Source organism: Bacillus pfraonensis (genome assembly GCF_050768835.1).
Classification (GTDB): Bacteria; Bacillota; Bacilli; order Bacillales; family Bacillaceae_G; genus Bacillus_A; species Bacillus_A pfraonensis.
The window spans coordinates 136018-157807 of the sequence record NZ_JAHCDO010000011.1; the positions used below are offsets into that span (position 1 = coordinate 136018).

Consider the following 21790-nt stretch of genomic DNA (forward strand, 5'->3'; position numbering starts at 1 on the left):
TTCATATTACAATGTAAATATATCATCTTGGGGGTGTTTTTTATTCAGTACGCATTTTCACGTATACGACTTCGCAGTTTTTTTGCATGGATGATTTTAGGAGTGTTAGTAACGCTGCTACCACTTGCCTTTGCGGGAGCTTCAGACAGTACCATGGATGTTGCGATGCAAATTTTGGTGTTTTTTGTATTTCCACTACTCTGGTTATATGTAAAAACACGCAAAAATAATATTATATTTACTAGTTTCTTTGATAAATCGTCACGATTAAATTGGAAGTTAATTGTAGTTGCAACTATAACGGGAATGATTTTTTCATTCGGTGCATCTTTTATCCAATTTTACATACTAGCACATATTTTTCCTGATTTTCTCGTTGATATGCTGAATGATAATAGTGCAATTGATATGAGCAATATTTACACACAAATATTTAGTTTTATTTCAGCATGTATTTTTGCACCAATTATGGAAGAAGTCATTTTTCGAGGTTTCTTCTTGCAGCGTATGGCGTTTAAGTGGGGAATAAAACGAGCTGTAATTGTATCTTCTCTTATTTTTGGTTTAGGGCATTTTGATATTGTTGGCGCTTTTATATTCGGCGTTGTAATGTGCCTTCTTTATATAAAAACGAAAAACATATGGACGAATATTGCTGTTCATGCATTGAATAATTGTATTGCAACTGTAATCCAATTAACGAGTGGTGAAGGAGCGAATGAGGCCATTTCGATTGCTGAATTACAAGGACAAAGTAATTTGTGGATTGGACTCGTTATGATTTTTATTAGTTTACTATGGTTAGGACCTTTTATTAAAAAAAATTGGAAAACTGTAAAAGAAGTGGGAGTACCGACCCTTCGTTTTATTCAAGAAGATAAGAAAAGTCTGTCGGTGCCGCAAAATGAAACATATAGCCAAGTTGTGTTAACAGAACGATTTATGGCTGTAGAATTGCCAGATGAAGCTGTGAATCAGCTTGGATTAGAAGAGAATGATTATGTGGTGGTTACGGTAGAGAATGATCAAATTGTTATAAAAAAGGCAGAACATCAATAAAAGTATAAGAAATGAAAAAATAGCAGCTCTCCAATATAAATGAGGAGAGCTGCTATTTTAATGGATCACAATTTCAACGTGGAAGTTGTTTCCGTTTTTTACATATTTAATATCTGTCACTGTACGAACAGCTTTTAAAATTTCCACCTTTTCCCCGATTCGAGGGATGGTGGGAACATTATCCCAAATGCCAAGTAAATCATCTTCTTGAGTCGTCTTTTCGTAAAACCAAATTTTCAATGTAATGCCCCTTTCTCGAACTTTATGTATTTTAATACATAATAAAACATTTTTATTCTTTTTGTAAGGGGTTTTTTATGAAAAAATGAATAAAAATTAATTTTATTCTTCTGGAAAAATGTGTTCAATATCAGGAGTAAGAGATACTTCTGATAATACGATATGAGAAACGGTTGTTGCATAGGAAGAAACATCATTAATAAATTCTTCAAGTTCCACTAATGAAGGAACAGAAATTTTAACGATATAACAAAGGCTTCCTGTTACGCGATAACAAAAACTTGCGGATGGATACGATTGAATGAATTGTTGCATGCGCCTTGTATCGCCATTTTTCAAGGTGATTTCTAAAATGCAGTCTAAAACGAGCCCAGCTTTTTTATAATCAATATCAATTGTATATTTTTGAATAACTCCTTCACTTTCTAATTTCCGAACACGTTCTGCGGTAGAAGGAGCTGATAAGTTTACGCGCTTTGATAATTCACGCATTGAAAGGCGGCTATCATTATATAATTCATTTAAAATTTTACGATCAATACGATCTAATTGCATTTGTAAATATACCTCCAATAAACTGATATTTTTTGTAAAGAAAATATATAAATAAAGATTCATATGAAATGTGAAAAGAATCTATTTTATTTTACAATAAAATAGAAAGGAATAGGGGGAGAAATGATGGAGAGGATTTCATTATCAGATGTAGGAGAAACAAAATTTCAAAAATTATTAGGACATCGTCCAGATATATTACAATCTTGGAGTTCGTTAGAAAGTACGTTATATGAAAAGGGAACTCTTTCTGAAGAGTTAAAGGAGCAAGTGCGGAGAACACTTGCATTTGGAAATGAATGTCCGTATTGTATGGCAAAGGGAAAACCGGATGATGTACAAAAGGTAGAAGAGATTAGCACTGCTGTAACCTTTGCACATTTATTTGTACATAATCGTTCAGCGATAGATGATAAGATGTTTGATGTGTTGAAACAGTATTGGAGTGAGGCGGAGATTGTAGAGCTTTGTGCATATATTTGTTTTATTACTGCTTCACAACAACTTGGATTTTTGTTTCAATTACAGCCAGTAGAGTAGGAGGTCAATGATGTCGAATCAAACAGCACTTATTATTATTGATGTGCAAAAAGCATTTGATCTTCCGTATTGGGGAGAACGAAATAATCATTTTGCAGAAGAGAATATAAAAAGTTTATTGGAAAATTGGAGAAAAAGAGGGCTACCAATATTTCATATTCAGCATGTGAACAAAGAAAATGTAGAATCAATGTTTTATCAAAATGCAGAAACCACTCACTTTAAGGAAGAGGTACAGCCATTGCAAGGTGAGATTGTTATTCAAAAGTATGTGAATAGTGCATTTATCGGAACGAATTTAGAAGTGCAATTAAAAGAGATGAACTGTGACTCGGTGGTTATTGTTGGATTAACGACGAATCACTGTGTAGAGACAACGACTCGAATGGCTGGAAATTTAGGATTTAAAACATATTTAGTTAGCGATGCAACAGCTACTTTTAATAGGAAAGGTTTAGATGGTATAGAATATTGTGCAGCGGATATTCATAACATGACGCTTGTAAATTTACATGAGGAATTTGCTACAATCGTTACAACAGAAGAGATGTTAGAAAAAGTATGTTGTATTTGTGAATAAAATGTACCACTGAAACTATTTTGATAAAATAATTGCAGAATTATGTAGAAAAAAATAAGAATATTTCGTATAATCGAAGTATAATTATTTTGAGAAATAGGGGTGGCAACATATGGAGCAGATTCCAGTAAAGAAAATAGAAACAGTACTCGTTTTAGCAGAAGATGATAAACAAAAGCAAAAGGAATTTTATGAATTGCTATTAACTACGCAATTTTATGTTGCTGGTTCAATCGAGGCGGAGGATTCAGCAGAAGAAGGAACTCTACGTTTACGCCACTTTCAAGGAGAGGGTAGATGGATTGTACCGTTCTTTACACAATTGGAATTTGTAAAAGAAGTGTTGCCAGAAGGTACGCCCCTTATTACGATACGTGGAAAAGAATTGTTTGAAAGCATTGATAAAGAAGCAACAGCAGTATTGAATGTTGGAACGGATATTAGTAAAACATTTATTCCGGAAGAAATTGCAGATATAGCATCTGGAAGAATTTTTAATTATTATCAATAAAGAAGTAATAAGTATTAGTTTTTGGAATTTGCCAAGAAGAATGAAAAGGAAAAGCGCCATATGCTTTTCCTTTTTTGTATAAATGAAAAAGTGTTTATTAGTTCGATGTGAAGCTCACACCAGAAGGGATAGCAAGTGTATTTTTTTGGGTATTGATTGTAACAGTCATATTAAGTGGAATTCCAATATTGGGTTGTATATGCCCAATCGGAAGACCGAATAACACGGGAATATTGTATGGTGCAAGATAGTGATGCAAAATGCGCTCTAGTGACAAAGAGAGTTTGGAAGCTATACAATCATGACAGCTTGCGAATATAACTCCTGCACAATCATTCCATTTTCCAACTAAATGTAATTGATTCAGCATGCGATCCACACGATAGGGTTCTTCTCCAACATCTTCAAGTAATATAATTTTATTTATTGTACAGATTTCATAAGGTGTACCAAGTGAACTTACTAAAACGGTTAAATTCCCCCCAACTAATGGTGCGGAAACAATGCAGGTAGATGGAGCAGTGATGCACTCTGCTCCGGATAAAATAGTTGAATACGGGTGGAATAGCTGATTGAAAGAAGACAAGGAGAGAGGATCGACTCCTTTTCCTAATTCTTCAATCATCGGTCCATGAAAAGTAACAAGTCCTGTATGCTGTGAAAAAGCAATATGTAAAGAAGTGATATCGCTATACCCCCAAAAAATTTTGGGGTTGTTTCGAATGAGTTCATATTGAATATGAGGAAGAAGACGTCCGCTTCCATATCCACCTCTTGCGCAAAAAATACCTTTTACTTCAGGGTTTGCAAATGCTTCATGTAAATCATGAAGGCGGATTGCATCATTTCCAGCTAAATAGCCGTATTTCTCGTAAACACTTTGACCAATTATTACGGATAGTCCCATTGTTTCTAATACTTTTTTTCCAGTAAGAACGTACTCTAGTATTGGTGGTCCTGCTGGAGCAATAATCATTACCGTATCGCCTTGTTGTAAGGCATTTGGCTGAATCATGTTATCTCCTCCTTCCCTTTCAATATATTCGTTTATAAGCAGTTCAATCCTTTTAAAAGAAGGAAAAGCTTGTTGAATCAAGAAGATATAAGAGGACATAAGAAGGGAGAAGAACGATGTTTACAAGTAGAGTAACTGATGTATTACAAATAAAATATCCAATTATTCAAGCAGGCATGGCAGGTGCGATTACAACACCAGAACTTGTTGCGGCTGTATGTAATTGTGGTGGACTTGGGACACTTGGGGCTGGTTATATGAGCCCAGAACAAATTCGTCAAGCTATTGGTAAGATACGAGAATTAACAGATAAGCCATTTGCAGTCAATTTGTTACTGACGAAGAAAATACAGATTGAGGAAGACAAAGTAGAAGCAGCTAGAAGTTTATTAGAGCCGATACGAAAAGAATTAGGTATAGATGAGCAGAATGAATCTTTGCAACTTCCGAAAAGTTATAAAGAACAACTGCAAATATTAATAGAAGAAAAAGTACCAGTTGTCAGCTTTGCATTTCACACGTTAGAACAAGCTGAGATTGCACTATTAAAGAAAGAGGGTATAAAGGTAGTTGGAACAGCAACAAATGTGGCAGAAGCAAAGGTACTGGCTGAATTAGAAGTAGATGTAATTGTTGGACAAGGTAGCGAAGCTGGAGGGCACCGCGGAACTTTTATTGGGAAAGAACAAGACTCTATGATTGGCACATTTGCACTAATTCCACAAATGGTAGCGGCTGTACCACATATCCCAATTGTAGCGGCAGGAGGCATTATGAACGGACAAGGTGTTGTTGCAGCTTCTGCATTAGGTGCAGAAGGCGTTCAAATGGGTACGGCATTTTTAACAAGTGAGGAAAGTATTACACATGATGTACATAAAAAAGCGGTGCTGCAGAGTACGGATACAAGTACAATTGTAACGAGATCATTTTCTGGAAAGTATGCAAGGGGAATTCGAAATTCATTTATAGAGCAACATAAAGAAAAAGAAGAACGACTCCCAATGTATCCAGTTCAAAATGTATTAACCTCTAAAATACGTCAAGAAGCGGCAAAACAAAATAAAGGGGACTATATGTCACTTTGGGCTGGACAAGCTTCTTCATTAGCAAGAAAAGAGTCAGCAGAGCAAATTATTGAGCGAGTGATGGTAGAAGTAAAAGAAACCGTAGAAAAATTACAAAGTGTATATACAAAAAGACCGCTTGAATAATTCAAGCGGTCTTTTTGTTAGTTTGCTTTATGAAATTGTTGGATGGCTTCGTCGATGTATACCCAGCCTTTCCAACCTAAGTGCATATGATCTTTTAAGAAGTATTTATCATACTCATGGTTTGAGAAGTCAGCAATTGGATAGCCAGCTTGCTTAATTTGCTCATGAACTTTCTTGTAGTATAATTCGCGTCGTTCTTTTGGGAATCCAGCATAATCATACCAAGGACCTTTTACAGGAACAGAAATGAAGAGCGGTTTTGCACCTGTTTGTTTTAATAAATCAAGTACAATTTGTAAATCTTCGTATTCTGGAGACTGATCATAAGCATCATTTTTTAAGTAGCCTTTACGTTGCTTCAATTTTTGTTTAATTTTGCTATTGAAGTAACCATCCTCGATACCGTATTTATTTGATTTAGATTCTAATTCACCAGTTTGATCTGCGTGTTTACGCGCTTCTGCCCAGTTCATTTGTTTCAATGACGGATCAAGTTTTTCTTTATGCGGTTTAATATTAAACATCGCTGTAAATATGTCTTTGCGATCTAAAATATTACGATAAAGATAAGCAAAAGGCTTCGCAGCAAGTGCTTTTATTTTGTGCTCCGTATCATCATAGACGATACCTTCTAAAGATACTTTTAATAATGTCTCTTTTTTTACAATCTCAAAGTTTAATAAGCGCTTTGCAATTTGCTTTTTCATTTCGGGCTTTAAATCATTATTGAAAAGGAAATGATAGCCTTGTTGTTTAGAAAAGTTAGGTGCAAAGTGTGTCTCATCAATTCCTTGTGGCACAAACCATTGTGGTGAAAGGATAAAGACCATTTTCTTATCTTTTAATTGATCCATTGTAGATGCGAAGTTTAGCACATGGATCAGGTCTTGTGTTCCACCACGTCCAAGAAGGAATGGTGTGAATCCTTCAGGTTTTACTTTAAAGTAATTGGATGGATGAAAAGCATCCATTCTTGCAAATTCCGATGAACCATACATCGGAAGATATTTCGGATCTTCTAACATTTTTTGCTGTAAAACCATACTTTGTATTTTTTCTTGTTTTAAAGAAGTTGCTGCTTGTTCTACTTTCTTATCACTTACAAGTGGAAGTAGGAAGCGCGTTGGAATAAGTAGGAATACAGCAAAAAGGGCCAATGCTAAGAGCATCGGTCCAAAAGTTGCTTTTTTCATCGGATATCTTCCAACTTCTTAACGATCATGTTTGGTGTTGCCCATTCATCACGATCAAAATCAGAAATAGATACTTCAATGCCTAGACGTTCTTGGAATTCTACTAATAAAGATACTGTAGCGAAAGAATCAAGGATACCTTCTTCGAATAATTGTATATCTGGATTTTCTTTTACAATATCATTTTCACAAACTTCCTCTAAGATGTCTAATACTTGATCTTTAAATTCTGCCATTTTTAAAATCTCCTTTATATCCGAAATGTATTATGTGTAACTTCTTAATAGTAAGAAGAAGTTATTCATTAAAAATATCTGTTTAGGTGACCAGAGAAAATAAGGAAACCGAAACATACGAAGTGGAATGTAATTACAATTGCAAGAACATGCGTGAATTTATTGTTAGGCCAAAACTTATGCTTTTTGTTTTTTCGTTCGAAAATATCAAACAAAATAAACAAAGCAGCGTGATATAGACCGTAAATTACATATTGATAAACATGTGATCCTGCAATGTGCCAAATTCCCATAATGAAAAAGTTTAAAAATGCGCCAATGTATGAAATCGTATAGCGATTTTTAATTAGTTTTTTCTTTGTTGCGAAAAAGACAAAGCGCATATAAATAAAGTCACGGAACCAGAATGATAAACTCATGTGCCAACGGTTCCAGAAGTCTTTAATGTTACGACTAATGAACGGTTTATTAAAGTTTTCAGGCGTTTTAATTCCCATCATATAACTTACACCGATTACGAATGCACTATAACCAGCGAAGTCAAAGAATAAATACAAACTATAACCGTACATGTGAATCATATTAGATAAGATGGTATCTTGGTTAGCAAAGACTGCTTTAACGATATGAGCATCTAATAAATAAGCGATTATAAATTTGTACAGAAAACCTTGGAAAATACGGTTTATCCCTGTATAAAGTAGACCTTGATATTCTTCAGCGCTTGGTGGCTTCTGTATATCTTTTTGGAATCTACGATAACGATCGATAGGTCCAGTTGAGATAGCAGGGAAGAACAGAACGAATTCCCAGAAATTAAAGAATGAAACTTCTTTAATAAGACCATCACGAACTTCAAATACCATTTGGACTGCTCTAAACGTTACATAAGAAGCACCAAGAAAACTAAGGAATTTCAAGTCTGGTACGAATGGTATTATTTTGATTAGAACTAATGGTAAAATTGATAAAATAACAGCGATACAAAAAGTAAGTGTATTGTTATCGCGTTTTCTTAATAGTAAATAGCCTTTAATAAGGATGTATTGCCAAATAACGAATGCGCCTAGCACTAAAGCTTGCTTCGGTTTATCAGAGAAGATAATTGCAAGCATGATTAGCGTTACAATAGCATTATATTTGCGCAACATTTTACCTTTTAATCCAGCTATAATAGTAGGTATTAATAAAATGCCCACTATGGCGAAAAAATAAAATGATCCATATGCGGTCATGCTGTAACCTCACTCAATAATTTTTTGCGATCTACCTTTCCATTTGGTGTCATTGGAATAGAAGATTGATACATGAATTTTCTTGGAATCATGTAATTTGGTAATCGCTCATTGAGTTCTTTTTTGATTGCAGATGTTAATTTGAATTCTTTTTCAAATGAATGCTCTCCTGGAACAACAACCGCTAATAAGTAATCGTATTTCTCACCTTTTTTAATCGGAATTACGACCGCTCCTTCTACATAAGAGCAACCGCGAAGGTGATGTTCGATTTCTTCTAATTCCATTCGATAACCATGTAATTTAATTTGGAAATCAAGACGACCATTATAGAAAATAAGACCATTTTCTACATAGCCAGCATCACCTGTTTTATAGGCACGTTCGCCATCAATAACTGTGAATGCTTTTTCTGTTAATTCAGGGCTTCCTAAATAGCCAACACTTACGCTTGGACCAACGATTACGATTTCACCTTTCTCACCATCTGGTGCAATCGTACCATCTTCTTTCATAATAAGAATACGGCAATCAGATTTACAGTAACCAACTGGAAGTGATTGATACGTATCAACGACTTCTTGTGTAACATGAATTCCGGTTACAGCTACAGTTGCTTCTGTTGGACCATACGTATTCATAATTGTTGCTTTCGGGAAGCGTTCAATTAATTTTCTTGCTACGTCATTTGATAATACTTCACCACAGAATAAGAATGTTTTCATGTTTGGCAGCATACTTTCAGAGAAAGATGGCTCCATTAAACACATTTCTGCAAAAGATGGTGTGGATGTCCATACTTGTACATCAGATTGTTCTAAAGAAGCAAATAAGTCTTTTGGACGTGCAATCATATCTTTATCAATTGCCCAAAGTGTACCACCTGTTACTAATGATGGGTAAACATCCATTACAGATAAATCAAAGGAGAAAGGTGCTTGGTTCAAGAATACTTGTCCCGTTTGTAAGTTGAAATCTTGGGCAGCCCATTTTGTAAAACTTACAAGACAATTGTACGTGATTTGTACACCTTTCGGATTACCTGTGCTCCCTGACGTATAAATAATGTAAAAGTTTTCATCATCTTTTACAGCATGTTCAGGGTTTGGCGTTTCCCCTTTATGAGTAAAGAGAATATCTTTTAAGTTGTTTTCAGATATGATGCGAACTGGTAAGTCAGTCACTGCTACTTCAACTGGTGATAGAAGTAGTTTCGCACCAGAACTCTCAGCAATACGTTGTACACGATCAGCTGGAATAGATAAATCTACTGGAATGTAAGCATGTCCAGCTTTGACACACCCTAAAAAGCTAATGATCATCTCTGGCTGCATATGGCCATAAACCATAATTGGTGAGCGATCATCTGCATACTCGGAAGAAATCCAATGGGCTAACGCATCAGAGTCTTCCTTTAATTGTCTGTACGTAATTTTCGCATCTCGCCAAACGAAAGCGGTTTGGTCTGGAGTTTCAACTGCCCACTTTTCGATTTGTTCTAATAACTTCATAACGTTCCCACCCTAAAATTCATTGTAAATAAATGTGCTTGTGTTTGTATCATGGAAACCATACAACCAAAGCAAAGCAAATAAAATTGCAAGGTAATAAAAAGTTTTTGCAAACCATTGTGTGAGTGGTCGAGACCATATCTCTTTTAATCTTTCCATGTCTTTCCCTCTCTTATGAAATAATAACTGTATGTAGGTATCATATCCTACATCTTTGTGAAAAAAACAAAATTCCACATTTTAGGTAAATATAAGACAAAAAGGCTCTTTTTTGATAGTAGCACTAAATACTAAAAAAGAAAATCCCTAACTTAGCAATTATATTACATTCTGTATGAATTTGTAATGGGTTTGTCTTTTTTTAATAAGTAGGGAATGTATAAGTCATTTTTATAAATGAAAATCCCACAAGGAAATGGAATTATCACAGTGAAATAAGAAATGTGAAGAGTGAAAAGGAGGTTGGCAGGAATGGAGTATGTAAGCAAAGGATGGCAGAGACATGTGTCAGAGGAAAATATTATAAAGTGGCGGAGGCATCTTCACCAATTTCCTGAACTATCATTCCAAGAAGAAAAAACTTCACAATTTATATACGATACATTGTGTTCATTTGCAGTTTTTGAGGTGACAAGACCAACGCCTTACAGTGTGATGGCAAAGAAAAAAGGGAATAAGAATGGAAAAGTAGTAGCAATCCGTGCAGATATGGATGCCTTGCCAATTCAAGAAGAGACATCTAAACCATATGCCTCCGTTACACCAGGAGTTATGCATGCATGTGGACATGATGCACATACTGCTATTTTACTAGGTACAGCAGAAGCCATAGCGAATATGAATGAGGATTGGAATGGGGAAATTCGCCTTTTATTTCAACATGCTGAAGAAGTGTATCCTGGCGGTGGACAGGAAATGGTGAAAGCTGGTGCTATGGACGGTGTGGATTATATTATTGGCTTGCATGTTATGTCTGGATTAGAAACAGGCAAGATTGGGATTGTATATGGGCCGATGATGGCTGCACCCGATGTATTTACAATAGAAGTAAAAGGAAGAGGGGGACACGCTGCTAGGCCGGAAGAAACGATAGATCCGATAGCAGTTGGTGCACAAATCATTACAAACTTACAACATATTGTATCTAGAAATACAAGCGCTTTTATGCAAAGAGTTGTTTCTGTAACACAATTTCATGGAGGAACAGCGGATAATATTATTCCAAGTGTAGCATATTTGATGGGAACAGTCCGCTCTTTTGATCAAACCTTGAGAGAAGAAGCGGAGGAGAAAATTGAACAAATTGCTAAGGGAATTATAGAGGCACATGGTGCAGCGTATACGTATACATATCGTTATGGATATGATCCAGTAATCAATGATACGTTTATTACAAAAATAGTAGAAGAAAGTGCAGTAGAGTTGTTTGGAAAAGAGAGAATTGTAAAGCTTGCTCCTTCAATGGGAGGGGAAGATTTCTCTGCTTATTTAAGAAAAGCACCAGGGTGTTTTATTAAGTTAGGAACTGGAAATAAGAAAATGAAGACTTGTTATCCGCACCATCATCCGAAATTTGATGTGGACGAATCAGCTTTAATTGATGGTGCAAAGTTATTTTTACAAACGACAATGAATTTATTAAAAGTTTAACAATAAAAAAAGGCAACTGCGATTAACGCAGTTGCTTTTATTTCTTTCCGTTAGAGAGGGCTGAGAAAGAACTATGCTCATTTATAGTATATGAACTGTCAACGGACAAGCTTGTACCTTTTCATTATTTTTTTAAAAAAAGTTATTGACTTTGATAATCGTTTTCAATTAATCTAATTGTATAGTTGAAATTGATAATTATTATCAATAGAGTGAGTAGATAAAAGAATGGGTGAGGGAGAGATGAGGAAAGCATTTCGCCTTGGACAGAAAAAATTTAAAAATGAAGATAAGCATATAGAATGGCAAAGAAATGTAATTCGTGCTGAATATGTAGACGAGAAGAAAACAAATAAAACAGAAAAAGATATACATAATCAAGGGAGAGAGTCAGTTGAATAAGTTAGTAATGATTTTTGCAAGTATGAGTGGAAATACAGAGGAGATGGCTGATCATATAGCTGAATCTATCCGTGAAACAGGAAATGAGATTGAAGTAATTGATATTATGGATACACCAGAAGCTTCTATGCTAGAAGAATATGATGGAATTATTTTAGGAGCATATACATGGGGAGATGGTGACCTTCCTGATGATTTCTTAGGTTTTTATGATGAAATGGAAGAAATTCATTTAACAGGTAAAAAAGCAGCTGTGTTTGGCTCTTGTGATTCTGCTTATCCAAAATATGGAGCAGCTGTTGATATTTTAGAAGAAAAATTAAGAGAGCGCGGTGCTGAAGTTGTAATGGAAGGGCTAAAAGTAGAATTAACGCCGGAAGATGAAGATGTAGAGAAATGCCTTCAATTTGGTGCTGAATTTGTAAAACATCTTTCTTAATGGCGAGAGGGAGATGAAAATGGGTGCAGGGGAAAATATCAATTAAAACGATGACAGATTATCATTTATATGATTTTATGCGTTGTCCACATAAGTTTTATTTTCGCCATATAAAAAGAAGAGAACCTTCTTCATTTGAATGGCAACAAATGGTGCAAGCGATTGTAAATCAAATTATTTGTGATTATTACACATCACCAGCAGAAAAACAAACGACAGTGCGCCTGTTAAAACTATTAGAAAGACATTGGAGTAAAGTGCGTATTGGAATGTTCGCTTCTAAAACCGAATATTATACTGTTCTTGCAAAGTTAACAGACCATCTATTACAGTTTGTAAAAAATGATGCAAGTAAAACACCGCCTTTATTTTTATATGAAAAATTACAAACATATATGGAAGAGCTAGGTGTGCACATTTCATTAACGTTTGAAGTTGGTGAATGGTCCGCACAATCGTTTGTAATTAAAAAGTATGTTGTTGATGCAAATGAAGAGATGCTTGCTCTTTGTCAGAAACTAACGACTGTTTTTAGTTATAAAGCTTTTGGAGTTCTTCCTGAAAAAATTGAAATTGTTAATTTAATAGAAGGAACTAGGCATAGCTATGTTCCAAAAGAGAAAGATATGATAGATGGAATGGACGATTTATATAGAATGAAAGAAATGTTACAGCAACCAGAACATTACACAGAACGTACAGTTCGCTCTGAATGTAATGGTTGTGCTTTTCGAAATGAATGTAAAGTAGAGGAAGAACAAGAGATACCTAATTATGGGGATTCTATATTACATTAAAAGGATGCTAAATTGCATCCTTTTTATTATTGACATGAAATGCTTTTCATCATTTACGGTATATATGTAGGGAAAACTCATAATGGGAGGGCGAATCAATGACAAATGAAGTGAAAGTATTTCAATGGTTAAAAGAACAACAGGCTCCTTTCTCTATTCAATTGCAAATTTTGCAGGCTTTTCAAATGTATAAATTAATTGTAGAAATGGATAAGAAGTTAATGATGTATGAGGAAAAAGAGAATCGGGAAAGAAGTTAATTAGTTCCCTGAAGTATGGTTTGTAAATTCTTTAGATTCTTTTTTATTTCTTGTTCATTATTTGTTTCAAAGCTATTAACAAGGCTATGAAGCAATGGACTGTATTGGTAAAATTGAATGATCCGCTTAAAGAAAGATGAATCGCGATGGGGAGTGAGGTTGCAGTATTGTTTATATATGTCACTTGTAAACCCACTACCAAAATCGTTATATAATCCAGCAAAGTCAAAGGCAGGATCTCCAATTCGAGCATCACCAAAATCGATAATACCAGCAATGCTTCTCTTCTCCTCATCAAATAAAATGTGATGGTGTGTCAAGTCAGCATGGATCATGGTTCTTTTGAAATCAGATGCATGCATATGTTCAAAAAAAACCTCGAATAAACAATCAAAAACTTTTCTTTCTAGCGATGTAAGTGTGTGTGCGAGATAATCGTGTAATTTCATTTGAATCTGTCGCCAATATGAGGTAGGCTTCTCAGCAGCAAACTCCCATTTTACGGCATCTTCTATCGGGATGGTATGTAAAGAAGCAAGAAAGGTAGCAAGCTGCGTGATAACTGTTTCACGTTCTTTTACAGTCAATCTTTCTATTGTTTGTGCTGTTAAGGGCTCTCCATGAATGAGTTTATAATAACTACAAAGTGGAATGAAATCTGAGTCGCTTCTATATAAAACATGGTATTTGGGGACTTCTATCCCTTGTAATGATTGAGAAAGTAATTCGCATAGTTGTTTTTCGCGAGGTATTCGCTCTGCATACTCGGATTTACGTGGGAAACGGAAGAGCCATTCATTATTAATAATAATCGCTACATTATCCCATCCATTCTTATTTTGTATATAAGAGTGTATGGTGATATTCGGTAGTGCTTGTTGTATATATTGCTTGTAAGAGTACATATGATTTTCCTCATTTCTCCCTTAAGTAAGTTAGGTTAATTTTATAATAACAGAATTATCTTTCTTTTTGATAAAATAAGATAAATGACTTAAAGAAAGGGTAAGAGAGATGAAATGAGAATTGTAAAAGAAAATAATATGTTTAAGGTTAAGGAGCAGCGACAACATGTAGAATGACATGCCCCCAGGAGCTGGGGACATGTCATTTTTAAAGGTTCTCGTTTTGTTGTCCAATTTCTTTTTTTGCAATTTCTAGATTTCCTTGTTCGACTTGTTTATGCACATTTATAGAATCACCAGCATAACCTTTTTGGGTTTTTACAACTCTTTTAGAAAAGAGCGAGGATTGTTTTGCCATATATAAGTCCCCTTTCGTTAAAAGTAGACGAAAATAATGAGTACAAGTAATATTGCGCCAAAAATACCAATTCCAATTAAGAATGAGGTTGAAGTATTTTTATATTGCGGTGGTTTATGAACATCTTGCCTATATCCAGGTGAGATTTCAGGAGCAAACTCCTCATCATAGGGCTGCTTTTTTTTCTTTTCATCCATAGATTTACACCTTTCTTTTTCATTATGTTACACGTTTCAAGAGGAACTATGCATGATGAAAAAAGCCACTATAATTAGTGACTTTCTTGCGGTGTATATTTACGTTGTACTTGAAAGAGGCGAACAAGTAAAAAGGTAGCTCCAAATGCGAGTCCGATAATAAGACCGATCCAATAACCTTTGGCTGCCCAAGAAGTATAGGTTGCTAATATATAACCGAGTGGTAGGCCGATGATCCAGTAGGCAATAAGTGTCATAATTAAGGCTATATTTACATCTTTATAACCGCGGAGTGCACCTTGCACTGGAGTAGCAATTGCATCAGAAATTTGAAATAAAATTGCAAAAATGAGAAATTCTTTTGCCAAATCATGAACCGCAATATCTGTTGTATAAATAGAAGCAATTTGATCGTCAAAGAAAAAGAGTAGGATAGAATAGAACAAGGCAAAAGTAAGCGCCAAACCAATTCCGATCAAACTATATTGTTTTGCATTCGTATAACGACTTGCCCCCACTTCAAAACCAACTGCAATGGTCATAGCCATCGCTAAACTTAGAGGTGTCATATATAAAAGTGAGGCGAAGTTCATAGCTGCCTGATGAGCAGCGATTGTTGTCGTGCTAAAATTACTCATCATGAGTGTTACAGCCGCGAAAATACTCGTTTCAAAAAAGATGGCAAACCCGATAGGTACCCCGAGTTTCAATAATTCTTTCCAGCTTGAAATAGAAATTTTGTATAAGCGCCTGAAGATACCAAAAGATGCAAATGGTTCTTTCGTACGGATAATAATAATTGTAATAAGCAAAATGCACCAATAGGTTGCAGTAGAAGCAATTGCTGCACCAACGCCTCCTAGTTTTGGAAAGCCGAAATGTCCAAAAATAAATACATAGTTTAAAATGACGTTAATCGGTAAGGAAAGCAATGTAATAATCATTGTTGTACGCGTTTTTCCTAATGCGTCAATAAACCCACGCAATACAGTATAGACAAATAAAGGAATGATACCAATTGCAATAATACTTAAAAATTGAGAAGCAATGTGTTCAACCTGTTCTTCTAAATGCATACCCTTTAAAATTGGTGAAACGGCAAAGAAACCGATGAGGATAACAAGTAAGCTAACGCCAATTGCTAAATATACGGCTTGTATGACGATGTGAGGAACATCCTCTTTTTGTTTTGAGCCAACAAGGTGAGCAATAATAGGCGTGGTAGCCATTAAGATTCCTGTTAATCCAGTACTAACAGGAATCCATACACTTGTTCCAATTGCGACGCCTGCTAAATCAGTAGCACTTGCATGCCCTGACATTGTTGTATCAAAAAAACTCATTGCAAATAAAGACATTTGCGTTACAAAAATCGGGAAAAATAGTAATACAAATTGTTTTATTTTTTGTAAGAATGAATTGGTTTCTTTCATAAAAGCTCCTTTCTATGTAGGACCAAACTCTTTCTATCATACAATTTAATAAGAAAATAGAAAAGGAATTCACATACGTGAGTGTATTGTTATATTTTGAAAGAATGAAAAAAAAGATGCACTTTGGAAAAGGATAAGGTATTATGATAAGGTGTGAAAAAAGTACATATAAGGTATTAAGGAGGCACTACTCGTGGCTGATTGGTTAATTGGTTTAATCATGGGAGCTGTTGAAGGATTAACGGAGTTTTTACCGGTTTCATCAACAGGACACATGATTTTAACAGGACATTTAATTGGATTTGAAGATGATAGAGCAAAAGTATTTGAAGTTGTCATCCAATTGGGATCGATTTTAGCAGTTGTTGTTGTATTTTGGAAGCGTTTATGGTCATTAGTTGGAATTGGAAAAGTAACAGAAGGACCATCTTTAAATTTATTACATATCATTATTGGTATGATTCCAGCAGGAGTACTTGGTGTTTTATTCCATAGCACAATTAAAGAGGTTTTATTTGGACCAGGCCCTGTTGTTATTAGTTTAATCGTTGGTGGTATTTTAATGATTGTCGCTGAGAAATTTTCAAGACCAAGTACAGCAAAAACATTGGACGAGATTACGTATAAACAAGCGTTCACAATTGGTATGTTCCAATGTTTAGCACTATGGCCAGGATTTTCGCGTTCTGGATCTACAATCAGTGGTGGATTATTAGCTCGTGTATCTCATACAGCAGCAGCTGAATATACATTTATTTTAGCGGTACCGATGATGGTTGCAGCGTCAGGGTTAGATTTAATTAAAAGTTGGGACGTATTAAGTTCTGCAGATATCACATTATTTGCAACTGGCTTTATTACAGCTTTCCTTGTAGCAATGCTTGCGATTGTTTCATTCTTAAAATTATTAGCTCGTGTAAAGTTAACACCATTTGCTTATTATCGCTTTATTTTAGCAGCGGTGTTCTATTTCTTCATTATGGGATAAAAAAACTGCCATTTGGCAGTTTTTTTATTTTACGATTCTTTTAATCATATCCTCCATGACATGTCCCCAAAGTGAAGTGTCATCAGCTAATGTAGCGCGGAAATTCGCATACATTTCTTTCTGTTTTTCTTCGAATTGTGGGTCATCTTTTTCAGGTAATGTAGCACGTATAGAAGTGACTAATTCTTGTACTTTTGGCGCACGTGGTCCCCAAACAGCTTGTTCATTTCCATCCTTATCAATAAAAACAAAGATTGGAATAGCACGAGCTGTTCCGTTTGTTAAGTATTGATCCATTAATTCTAGGTTGTCATCACGGATCAATAATTTCATATCAATATTTGCAACCTCGCAAATTCGCTTCATAATTGGTACGCATAGAAGGGCATCACCACACCAATCAGCTGTTAATACGATAACGCGCCATCCATCATGTTGACGCTCCTCTAAAACAGGCAATAATTCATTTGGAATTAAAAAGTTATTATAAATATGTAGTAATTCGTATTGGTTTACAGTCATGTTATTTACGTATGTATCAAAAGACATACCTTTATCGGCCCATTGTTGTAATGTCATAAGTAACACCTCTTTTATATATTTTGCTTTTATTGTATCAATTTTTATAGAGAAAAGCTTGTAATCTTATATTTTCTTTTCATCGTCACTTGGCCACAGTTTATCCAAAATAAAACAAAAAAGAACAATAAGTAGTTCTGCTCTATTGGAAATCGTAACACTTTCCATCCAATCATCTGCAGTATGAATAGCAATCCAACTTATTGAGATCTCTATGAGAGAAAGAAGTGAAAATGTCATCCACTTTGGTCTGTGTGTGAGCAATGGCGTTAAAAGTACTTTGAAAAATATCGTTAAGAAATTACTAAGCCCATCTAATATAAGTATTAGTAAAAAAAAGAGAAGTAGTGCAGTTCGCGATGTATATTCTATACCGATAATACGAAAAATACCGATATATACAAAGAAAATGAATGCAAAAACAATAAGTATAAGAAGGGTAATACTACTAATAACAATTGTTTTATCTTTTCCGCTTAAATCCGAAAATTTTTCTTCATCTGGATTCATAATAAACCTCCAAATCATTCGTTTTATAAAATGGGAAATATTTCATAATCTATTATAGCATGAATATTCAATTGGAAATCAAAACAAAAAGGGTGCGGCAAATCGCACCCTTTTTGTGGCTGATGTGAGTTTCAGCATGTTAGAAAAGCAACCTGTATCATTTATTTCCAAATAGATAATAAATGATACGTGCTCTAGTGAGAGAAGAGGATTTTTCAAAATGTATTTCGTTTTGGGAGTGTATCAGTCAAGTAAGTGAATATGGTATAAGAAACTTTGTGGGAAAAAAGATGACAAAATGTAAGATATAAGGTAATATAATTAATAAAGTTTTTATTTAACTATATGAAATAAAAGGGAGATGTAAACGGTGTCTCATAATCGTGAACAATTAATGGAGGATTTATCTGCAAATGTTTTTGCTATGTTTCGTTCCTTGCGTAATGATATTGGAAAAATTTTTGGAGATTACATACCATGGAATGAGTTTCTCGTACTTCGTATATTAAATCGTAATGAAAAAGAGATGGTTTCTCGCGTAGCGAATGAACTGCATGTATCAAATAGTCATATTACAGCTGTTACAGAAAAGCTAATTAACAAAGGTTTTGTGACACGTTCCCGTTCTACATCTGATCGTCGCGTGGTATATTTGGAAATTACGGAACAAGGAAAAGAGTTAGTTGCTAAAATGGAATTTGCGAAAAAACAGTATTTACAAGAAAGATTTTCGGCTTTATCTGAAGATGAGATGCACGTAATGATATCTATTTCAAAAAAACTGATATAGAAAAAATAGGGTGAACTGTGTTTAGTAGAAAAAACGTCCCTGTCTTGGGGAAGTTTTTTAATTTATTTGCTATTTTGGGGATGAAGAAAGCTCATGCTGTTTCACTTTATATAAAATGTGAAAGAATTCCATGATTTTTAAAGAAGAAGGCAATGTGTACAATTGAGATTGGAAAGACATACTACCAATATGAAAGGAGGAAGGAAGATGACAAATCGTAATGGTAGTCAAGGAAGTGGAAATCAAGGATCACCCAAAACAGGACAATTTCAACAAGAGTTTGGTTCTGAATTTGTAACTGGTAATGATAATAAAGGGAAAGAATACCGTTCAAAGAAAGGAAGTAAATCAAGAAAGGAGTGAATATATTCACTCCTTTCTTATGAAGCCGCTGAGCTATCCGTATTATATTTATTTTCTGATTTTGATACAATCATCGCACAGATTGCATCGCCAGAAATATTAACTGCAGTTCTTGACATATCGAGAATACGGTCAACCCCAATAATTAAGGCAATGCCCTCTACTGGAAGATTTACTTGATTTAAGACCATCGTTAACATAACAAGTCCAACACCAGGTACACCGGCAGTTCCAATGCTCGCTAATACAGCGGTTAACACAACCATAGCTAATTGAGCCATTGTAAGCTCTACTCCATATACTTGAGCGATAAAGACGGTGGCAACGCCTTGCATAATGGCGGTGCCGTCCATATTAATTGTAGCTCCAAGTGGTTGTACAAAGGAACTAATTGATTTTGAAACACCTAGTTTTTCTTGTGCGGTTTTCATTGCAAATGGAAGAGATGCATTGGAACTGGATGTACTGAATCCAATTGCCATAACAGGTCCAAAATGTTTAATGAAGCGAACGATGCTTTCTTTAGCGAATACTTTTAATAAGCCCCCATATACAAATACACCATGAATGATAAGTGCTAGCATAACGACAATCATATACTTGAACATTGCAGCGACGCCTGCAAGACCCATCTGACCAACAGAAGAAGCAAGCAATCCGAATGTTCCAACTGGAGCAAGTTTCATAACGAGATTGACAAGATACATCATTAATTCGTTGCCCTGTTCAAGTAATGAGTGAATACCTTGAACTCGTTTTCCAAGAATAGCAAGTCCAAGTCCTATTAATACGGCAAAGGCAATGATTTGGAGCATATTTCCATCAGTCATAGCCTTAGCTGGATTATCTGGAACGATATTGAGGAGTGTATCGACAATAGAAGTTTCAGCTTTTGCTCCTTTATAGGTAAGGTTCTCTGTTTTAAATCCCCCACCTTGTCCTGGTTGGATGAGGAGTGCGAGGGCAACAGCCAGGGAAATAGCAACTGCTGTAGTTGTTAGAAAAAAAGAAATTGATTTTACACCGATTCTCCCAAGTTGTTTTGGATCTCCAAGCCCGGCCGTTCCGAGAGCAATAGAGATAAATACAACAGGGACAACAAGCATTTTAATAAGTCGGATAAATAGTTGACCGATTGGGTTAAATACATATTGGTTTAAGGGTGTGAAAATAGATGGGGCGTATAAATTAAGAGCAAGTCCAACGATGAGACCGAGTAAAAGTGCAATTAAGATTGCTTTTGTTTGCTTCAATAAAATCCCTCCTTATTTTTGTGAATGTGCTTTCTACTTTTATTGTACCGAAAAAGTATGTTATTTGACAATATTTTCTGAAAATTATTTATATTAACATTTAAAATTTTAGAATAGGTGTATTGTGATGGATACCCTATTATTCTTGTTTGATAGTATATAGAAAAATATGAATATGATTTATATTTTAAGATAAAAAATAGACCATCTTGCCAATGCAAGATGGTCATGGAAGGGGACAATTTATGTCAATTTTAATTAGGGATGGAAAGCTGTTCGAGACACTGGGGAATGCCTCATTATTAGGGAGGAACAGCTTTGATAGTTATAATATAAAAGATAGGTGTGAATTCAATGTGAACTTGAAGTGAAAGGTGTAGGAATTTTAAAAGTTTCTCTCTTTGTGGATCATAGATGAAAGGTGAAAAATAGTTAGAGGCTTTATAGTCGAATGAATAGTTAGTGAATCGGTAACTACTATGGTAGATAAAAAATAGACCATCTTGCTAATGCAAGATGGTCATGGAAGGGGACAATTTATGTCAATTTTAATTAGGGATGGAAAGCTGTTCGAGGCACTGGGGAATGCCTCATTATTAGGGAGGAACAGCTTCGATAGTTATAATATAAAAGATAGATGTGACTTCAATGTGAATTTGAAGTGAAAGATATGGGGATTTTAAAGTTTTACTTTATTCAAGTAGAACAGTCACTTTTATGAAGATAAAAATAGTGTGAAAAAGGTTCATTAGATTTTTTAGTAAGGCGTTTCTATCAGTGGAATAAGAAGAAAATGACCTAATAATAGTTAGTTCAATTTGTATGAAAATAAAAGTTGAAATCTATGAAAAAAAGGATTATGCTCAACTATATTATGGGAGTATAAAAAATTTATTCGCCCAAGAGAGTTTGTTTTAAAAGTACAAGAAATAAAAAAATCTCTGTGTAAAATGATTATCTGTAAGATATGGTTTAAG

General features: G+C 34.9%; 28 protein-coding genes. 13 read left to right on the forward strand and 15 right to left on the reverse strand.

Features of this window, described 5'->3' with window-relative positions; translation table 11 throughout:
* Window positions 1-42: 42 nt before the first annotated feature.
* A complete protein-coding gene (locus KFD70_RS12680) occupies window positions 43-1059 on the forward strand; it encodes a CPBP family glutamic-type intramembrane protease (protein WP_336452858.1) in 1017 nt (338 codons plus the stop codon).
* 57 nt (window positions 1060-1116) lie between these two features.
* Here KFD70_RS12680 and KFD70_RS12685 read toward each other — a convergent pair whose 3' ends face one another.
* Both KFD70_RS12685 and KFD70_RS12690 read right to left on the reverse strand, forming a co-directional pair.
* Window positions 1117-1299, reverse strand: coding sequence for a DUF3913 family protein (locus KFD70_RS12685; protein WP_174099499.1), 183 nt, complete (start codon window positions 1297-1299; stop codon window positions 1117-1119).
* A 102-nt stretch (window positions 1300-1401) separates the two neighbouring features.
* Window positions 1402-1854 (reverse strand): Lrp/AsnC family transcriptional regulator, encoded by a 453-nt coding sequence (locus KFD70_RS12690; protein WP_336452717.1) that lies wholly within the window; start codon window positions 1852-1854, stop codon window positions 1402-1404.
* Between the two features lie 123 nt (window positions 1855-1977).
* On the opposite strand from KFD70_RS12690, the gene KFD70_RS12695 reads away from it, so the two are divergent.
* From KFD70_RS12695 to KFD70_RS12705, 3 genes are all read left to right on the forward strand, one after another.
* Entirely contained in the window at window positions 1978-2394 is a 417-nt protein-coding gene (locus KFD70_RS12695; RefSeq protein WP_336452716.1) for a carboxymuconolactone decarboxylase family protein, read from the forward strand.
* 10 nt (window positions 2395-2404) lie between these two features.
* Complete coding sequence (locus KFD70_RS12700) at window positions 2405-2974, forward strand: cysteine hydrolase family protein (protein ID WP_336452715.1); 570 nt, start codon at window positions 2405-2407, stop codon at window positions 2972-2974.
* A gap of 112 nt (window positions 2975-3086) precedes the next feature.
* On the forward strand, window positions 3087-3485 hold the full coding sequence (locus KFD70_RS12705; protein WP_336452714.1) for an SseB family protein: 399 nt from the start codon (window positions 3087-3089) through the stop codon (window positions 3483-3485).
* Window positions 3486-3582: 97 nt separating this feature from the next.
* On the opposite strand, the gene KFD70_RS12710 is transcribed toward KFD70_RS12705, so the two are convergent.
* Window positions 3583-4500, reverse strand: a complete 918-nt coding sequence (locus KFD70_RS12710) for a S66 peptidase family protein (protein ID WP_336452713.1) — start codon at window positions 4498-4500, stop codon at window positions 3583-3585.
* 116 nt (window positions 4501-4616) lie between these two features.
* On the opposite strand from KFD70_RS12710, the gene KFD70_RS12715 reads away from it, so the two are divergent.
* Window positions 4617-5714 (forward strand): NAD(P)H-dependent flavin oxidoreductase, encoded by a 1098-nt coding sequence (locus KFD70_RS12715; RefSeq protein ID WP_336452712.1) that lies wholly within the window; start codon window positions 4617-4619, stop codon window positions 5712-5714.
* 17 nt (window positions 5715-5731) lie between these two features.
* On the opposite strand, the gene dltD is transcribed toward KFD70_RS12715, so the two are convergent.
* From dltD to KFD70_RS12740, 5 genes are all read right to left on the reverse strand, one after another.
* Entirely contained in the window at window positions 5732-6907 is a 1176-nt protein-coding gene (gene dltD, locus KFD70_RS12720; protein WP_336452711.1) for a D-alanyl-lipoteichoic acid biosynthesis protein DltD, read from the reverse strand.
* Window positions 6904-7143, reverse strand: coding sequence for a D-alanine--poly(phosphoribitol) ligase subunit DltC (dltC, locus tag KFD70_RS12725; protein WP_336452710.1), 240 nt, complete (start codon window positions 7141-7143; stop codon window positions 6904-6906). The genes dltD and dltC overlap by 4 nt, the downstream gene beginning before the upstream one ends.
* A gap of 68 nt (window positions 7144-7211) precedes the next feature.
* Window positions 7212-8378 carry a D-alanyl-lipoteichoic acid biosynthesis protein DltB gene (dltB, locus tag KFD70_RS12730; protein ID WP_336452709.1) on the reverse strand — a complete coding sequence of 389 codons (1167 nt, stop codon included), beginning with the start codon at window positions 8376-8378 and terminating at the stop codon, window positions 7212-7214.
* Window positions 8375-9889: a D-alanine--poly(phosphoribitol) ligase subunit DltA gene (gene dltA, locus KFD70_RS12735; protein WP_336452708.1), complete on the reverse strand. Its 1515-nt coding sequence runs from the start codon at window positions 9887-9889 to the stop codon at window positions 8375-8377. The genes dltB and dltA overlap by 4 nt, the downstream gene beginning before the upstream one ends.
* 12 nt (window positions 9890-9901) lie before the next feature.
* Window positions 9902-10048: a teichoic acid D-Ala incorporation-associated protein DltX gene (locus tag KFD70_RS12740; protein ID WP_003206349.1), complete on the reverse strand. Its 147-nt coding sequence runs from the start codon at window positions 10046-10048 to the stop codon at window positions 9902-9904.
* Window positions 10049-10360: 312 nt separating this feature from the next.
* Between KFD70_RS12740 and KFD70_RS12745 the strand changes: the two genes are divergently transcribed.
* The 5 genes from KFD70_RS12745 to KFD70_RS12765 all read left to right on the forward strand — a co-directional run bounded on the left by KFD70_RS12745 (window position 10361) and on the right by KFD70_RS12765 (window position 13437).
* Window positions 10361-11539: an amidohydrolase gene (locus KFD70_RS12745; protein ID WP_336452707.1), complete on the forward strand. Its 1179-nt coding sequence runs from the start codon at window positions 10361-10363 to the stop codon at window positions 11537-11539.
* A gap of 243 nt (window positions 11540-11782) precedes the next feature.
* Window positions 11783-11941 carry a hypothetical protein gene (locus KFD70_RS12750; protein ID WP_336452706.1) on the forward strand — a complete coding sequence of 53 codons (159 nt, stop codon included), beginning with the start codon at window positions 11783-11785 and terminating at the stop codon, window positions 11939-11941.
* Complete coding sequence (locus tag KFD70_RS12755; protein ID WP_336452705.1) at window positions 11934-12380, forward strand: flavodoxin; 447 nt, start codon at window positions 11934-11936, stop codon at window positions 12378-12380. The genes KFD70_RS12750 and KFD70_RS12755 overlap by 8 nt, the downstream gene beginning before the upstream one ends.
* A gap of 23 nt (window positions 12381-12403) precedes the next feature.
* The gene (locus tag KFD70_RS12760) at window positions 12404-13177 is read left to right on the forward strand and encodes a hypothetical protein (RefSeq protein ID WP_336452704.1); all 774 of its coding nucleotides are present in this window, start codon (window positions 12404-12406) and stop codon (window positions 13175-13177) included.
* Window positions 13178-13275: 98 nt separating this feature from the next.
* Complete coding sequence (locus KFD70_RS12765) at window positions 13276-13437, forward strand: hypothetical protein (RefSeq protein ID WP_336452703.1); 162 nt, start codon at window positions 13276-13278, stop codon at window positions 13435-13437.
* Here KFD70_RS12765 and KFD70_RS12770 read toward each other — a convergent pair.
* The 4 genes from KFD70_RS12770 to KFD70_RS12785 form a co-directional block, all read right to left on the reverse strand.
* Complete coding sequence (locus KFD70_RS12770; protein ID WP_336452702.1) at window positions 13434-14342, reverse strand: aminoglycoside phosphotransferase family protein; 909 nt, start codon at window positions 14340-14342, stop codon at window positions 13434-13436. The genes KFD70_RS12765 and KFD70_RS12770 overlap by 4 nt on opposite strands.
* 208 nt (window positions 14343-14550) lie before the next feature.
* A complete protein-coding gene (locus KFD70_RS12775; protein ID WP_336452701.1) occupies window positions 14551-14700 on the reverse strand; it encodes a hypothetical protein in 150 nt (49 codons plus the stop codon).
* A gap of 17 nt (window positions 14701-14717) precedes the next feature.
* Window positions 14718-14897, reverse strand: coding sequence for a 2-isopropylmalate synthase (locus KFD70_RS12780; RefSeq protein WP_336452700.1), 180 nt, complete (start codon window positions 14895-14897; stop codon window positions 14718-14720).
* 74 nt (window positions 14898-14971) lie between these two features.
* Window positions 14972-16330, reverse strand: a complete 1359-nt coding sequence (locus tag KFD70_RS12785; protein WP_336452699.1) for an MATE family efflux transporter — start codon at window positions 16328-16330, stop codon at window positions 14972-14974.
* A 193-nt stretch (window positions 16331-16523) separates the two neighbouring features.
* Here KFD70_RS12785 and uppP point away from each other — a divergent pair, with 193 nt between their 5' ends.
* Complete coding sequence (gene uppP / locus KFD70_RS12790) at window positions 16524-17318, forward strand: bacitracin resistance undecaprenyl-diphosphatase (RefSeq protein ID WP_336452698.1); 795 nt, start codon at window positions 16524-16526, stop codon at window positions 17316-17318.
* 24 nt (window positions 17319-17342) lie between these two features.
* Here the strand turns inward: uppP and KFD70_RS12795 are convergent, their stop codons facing one another.
* Window positions 17343-17897, reverse strand: coding sequence for a thioredoxin family protein (locus KFD70_RS12795; RefSeq protein ID WP_336452697.1), 555 nt, complete (start codon window positions 17895-17897; stop codon window positions 17343-17345).
* Between the two features lie 66 nt (window positions 17898-17963).
* Entirely contained in the window at window positions 17964-18407 is a 444-nt protein-coding gene (locus KFD70_RS12800) for a YrvL family regulatory protein (protein ID WP_336452696.1), read from the reverse strand.
* A 370-nt stretch (window positions 18408-18777) separates the two neighbouring features.
* Between KFD70_RS12800 and KFD70_RS12805 the strand changes: the two genes are divergently transcribed.
* Together KFD70_RS12805 and KFD70_RS12810 are read left to right on the forward strand one after the other, a co-directional pair.
* Entirely contained in the window at window positions 18778-19197 is a 420-nt protein-coding gene (locus KFD70_RS12805; RefSeq protein ID WP_336452695.1) for a MarR family winged helix-turn-helix transcriptional regulator, read from the forward strand.
* Window positions 19198-19404: 207 nt separating this feature from the next.
* A complete protein-coding gene (locus KFD70_RS12810) occupies window positions 19405-19560 on the forward strand; it encodes an imidazoleglycerol-phosphate dehydratase (RefSeq protein WP_336452694.1) in 156 nt (51 codons plus the stop codon).
* A 17-nt stretch (window positions 19561-19577) separates the two neighbouring features.
* Here KFD70_RS12810 and KFD70_RS12815 read toward each other — a convergent pair whose 3' ends face one another.
* Window positions 19578-20813, reverse strand: a complete 1236-nt coding sequence (locus KFD70_RS12815; protein ID WP_336452693.1) for a dicarboxylate/amino acid:cation symporter — start codon at window positions 20811-20813, stop codon at window positions 19578-19580.
* Window positions 20814-21790: the final 977 nt, after the last annotated feature.

Excerpts from the sequence above, each read along its gene's own strand:
- KFD70_RS12690 (WP_336452717.1), bottom strand. The coding sequence starts at position 1,854 with ATGCAATTAGATCGTATTGATCGTAAAATTTTAAATGAATTATATAAT.
- KFD70_RS12695 (WP_336452716.1), top strand. The coding sequence starts at position 1,978 with ATGATGGAGAGGATTTCATTATCAGATGTAGGAGAAACAAAATTTCAA.
- KFD70_RS12700 (WP_336452715.1), top strand. The coding sequence starts at position 2,405 with ATGTCGAATCAAACAGCACTTATTATTATTGATGTGCAAAAAGCATTT.
- KFD70_RS12705 (WP_336452714.1), top strand. The coding sequence starts at position 3,087 with ATGGAGCAGATTCCAGTAAAGAAAATAGAAACAGTACTCGTTTTAGCA.
- KFD70_RS12710 (WP_336452713.1), bottom strand. The coding sequence starts at position 4,500 with ATGATTCAGCCAAATGCCTTACAACAAGGCGATACGGTAATGATTATT.
- KFD70_RS12715 (WP_336452712.1), top strand. The coding sequence starts at position 4,617 with ATGTTTACAAGTAGAGTAACTGATGTATTACAAATAAAATATCCAATT.
- dltD (WP_336452711.1), bottom strand. The coding sequence starts at position 6,907 with ATGAAAAAAGCAACTTTTGGACCGATGCTCTTAGCATTGGCCCTTTTT.
- dltC (WP_336452710.1), bottom strand. The coding sequence starts at position 7,143 with ATGGCAGAATTTAAAGATCAAGTATTAGACATCTTAGAGGAAGTTTGT.
- dltB (WP_336452709.1), bottom strand. The coding sequence starts at position 8,378 with ATGACCGCATATGGATCATTTTATTTTTTCGCCATAGTGGGCATTTTA.
- dltA (WP_336452708.1), bottom strand. The coding sequence starts at position 9,889 with ATGAAGTTATTAGAACAAATCGAAAAGTGGGCAGTTGAAACTCCAGAC.
- KFD70_RS12740 (WP_003206349.1), bottom strand. The coding sequence starts at position 10,048 with ATGGAAAGATTAAAAGAGATATGGTCTCGACCACTCACACAATGGTTT.
- KFD70_RS12745 (WP_336452707.1), top strand. The coding sequence starts at position 10,361 with ATGGAGTATGTAAGCAAAGGATGGCAGAGACATGTGTCAGAGGAAAAT.
- KFD70_RS12750 (WP_336452706.1), top strand. The coding sequence starts at position 11,783 with ATGAGGAAAGCATTTCGCCTTGGACAGAAAAAATTTAAAAATGAAGAT.
- KFD70_RS12765 (WP_336452703.1), top strand. The coding sequence starts at position 13,276 with ATGACAAATGAAGTGAAAGTATTTCAATGGTTAAAAGAACAACAGGCT.
- KFD70_RS12770 (WP_336452702.1), bottom strand. The coding sequence starts at position 14,342 with ATGTACTCTTACAAGCAATATATACAACAAGCACTACCGAATATCACC.
- KFD70_RS12775 (WP_336452701.1), bottom strand. The coding sequence starts at position 14,700 with ATGGCAAAACAATCCTCGCTCTTTTCTAAAAGAGTTGTAAAAACCCAA.
- KFD70_RS12780 (WP_336452700.1), bottom strand. The coding sequence starts at position 14,897 with ATGGATGAAAAGAAAAAAAAGCAGCCCTATGATGAGGAGTTTGCTCCT.
- KFD70_RS12785 (WP_336452699.1), bottom strand. The coding sequence starts at position 16,330 with ATGAAAGAAACCAATTCATTCTTACAAAAAATAAAACAATTTGTATTA.
- KFD70_RS12795 (WP_336452697.1), bottom strand. The coding sequence starts at position 17,897 with ATGACATTACAACAATGGGCCGATAAAGGTATGTCTTTTGATACATAC.
- KFD70_RS12800 (WP_336452696.1), bottom strand. The coding sequence starts at position 18,407 with ATGAATCCAGATGAAGAAAAATTTTCGGATTTAAGCGGAAAAGATAAA.
- KFD70_RS12810 (WP_336452694.1), top strand. The coding sequence starts at position 19,405 with ATGACAAATCGTAATGGTAGTCAAGGAAGTGGAAATCAAGGATCACCC.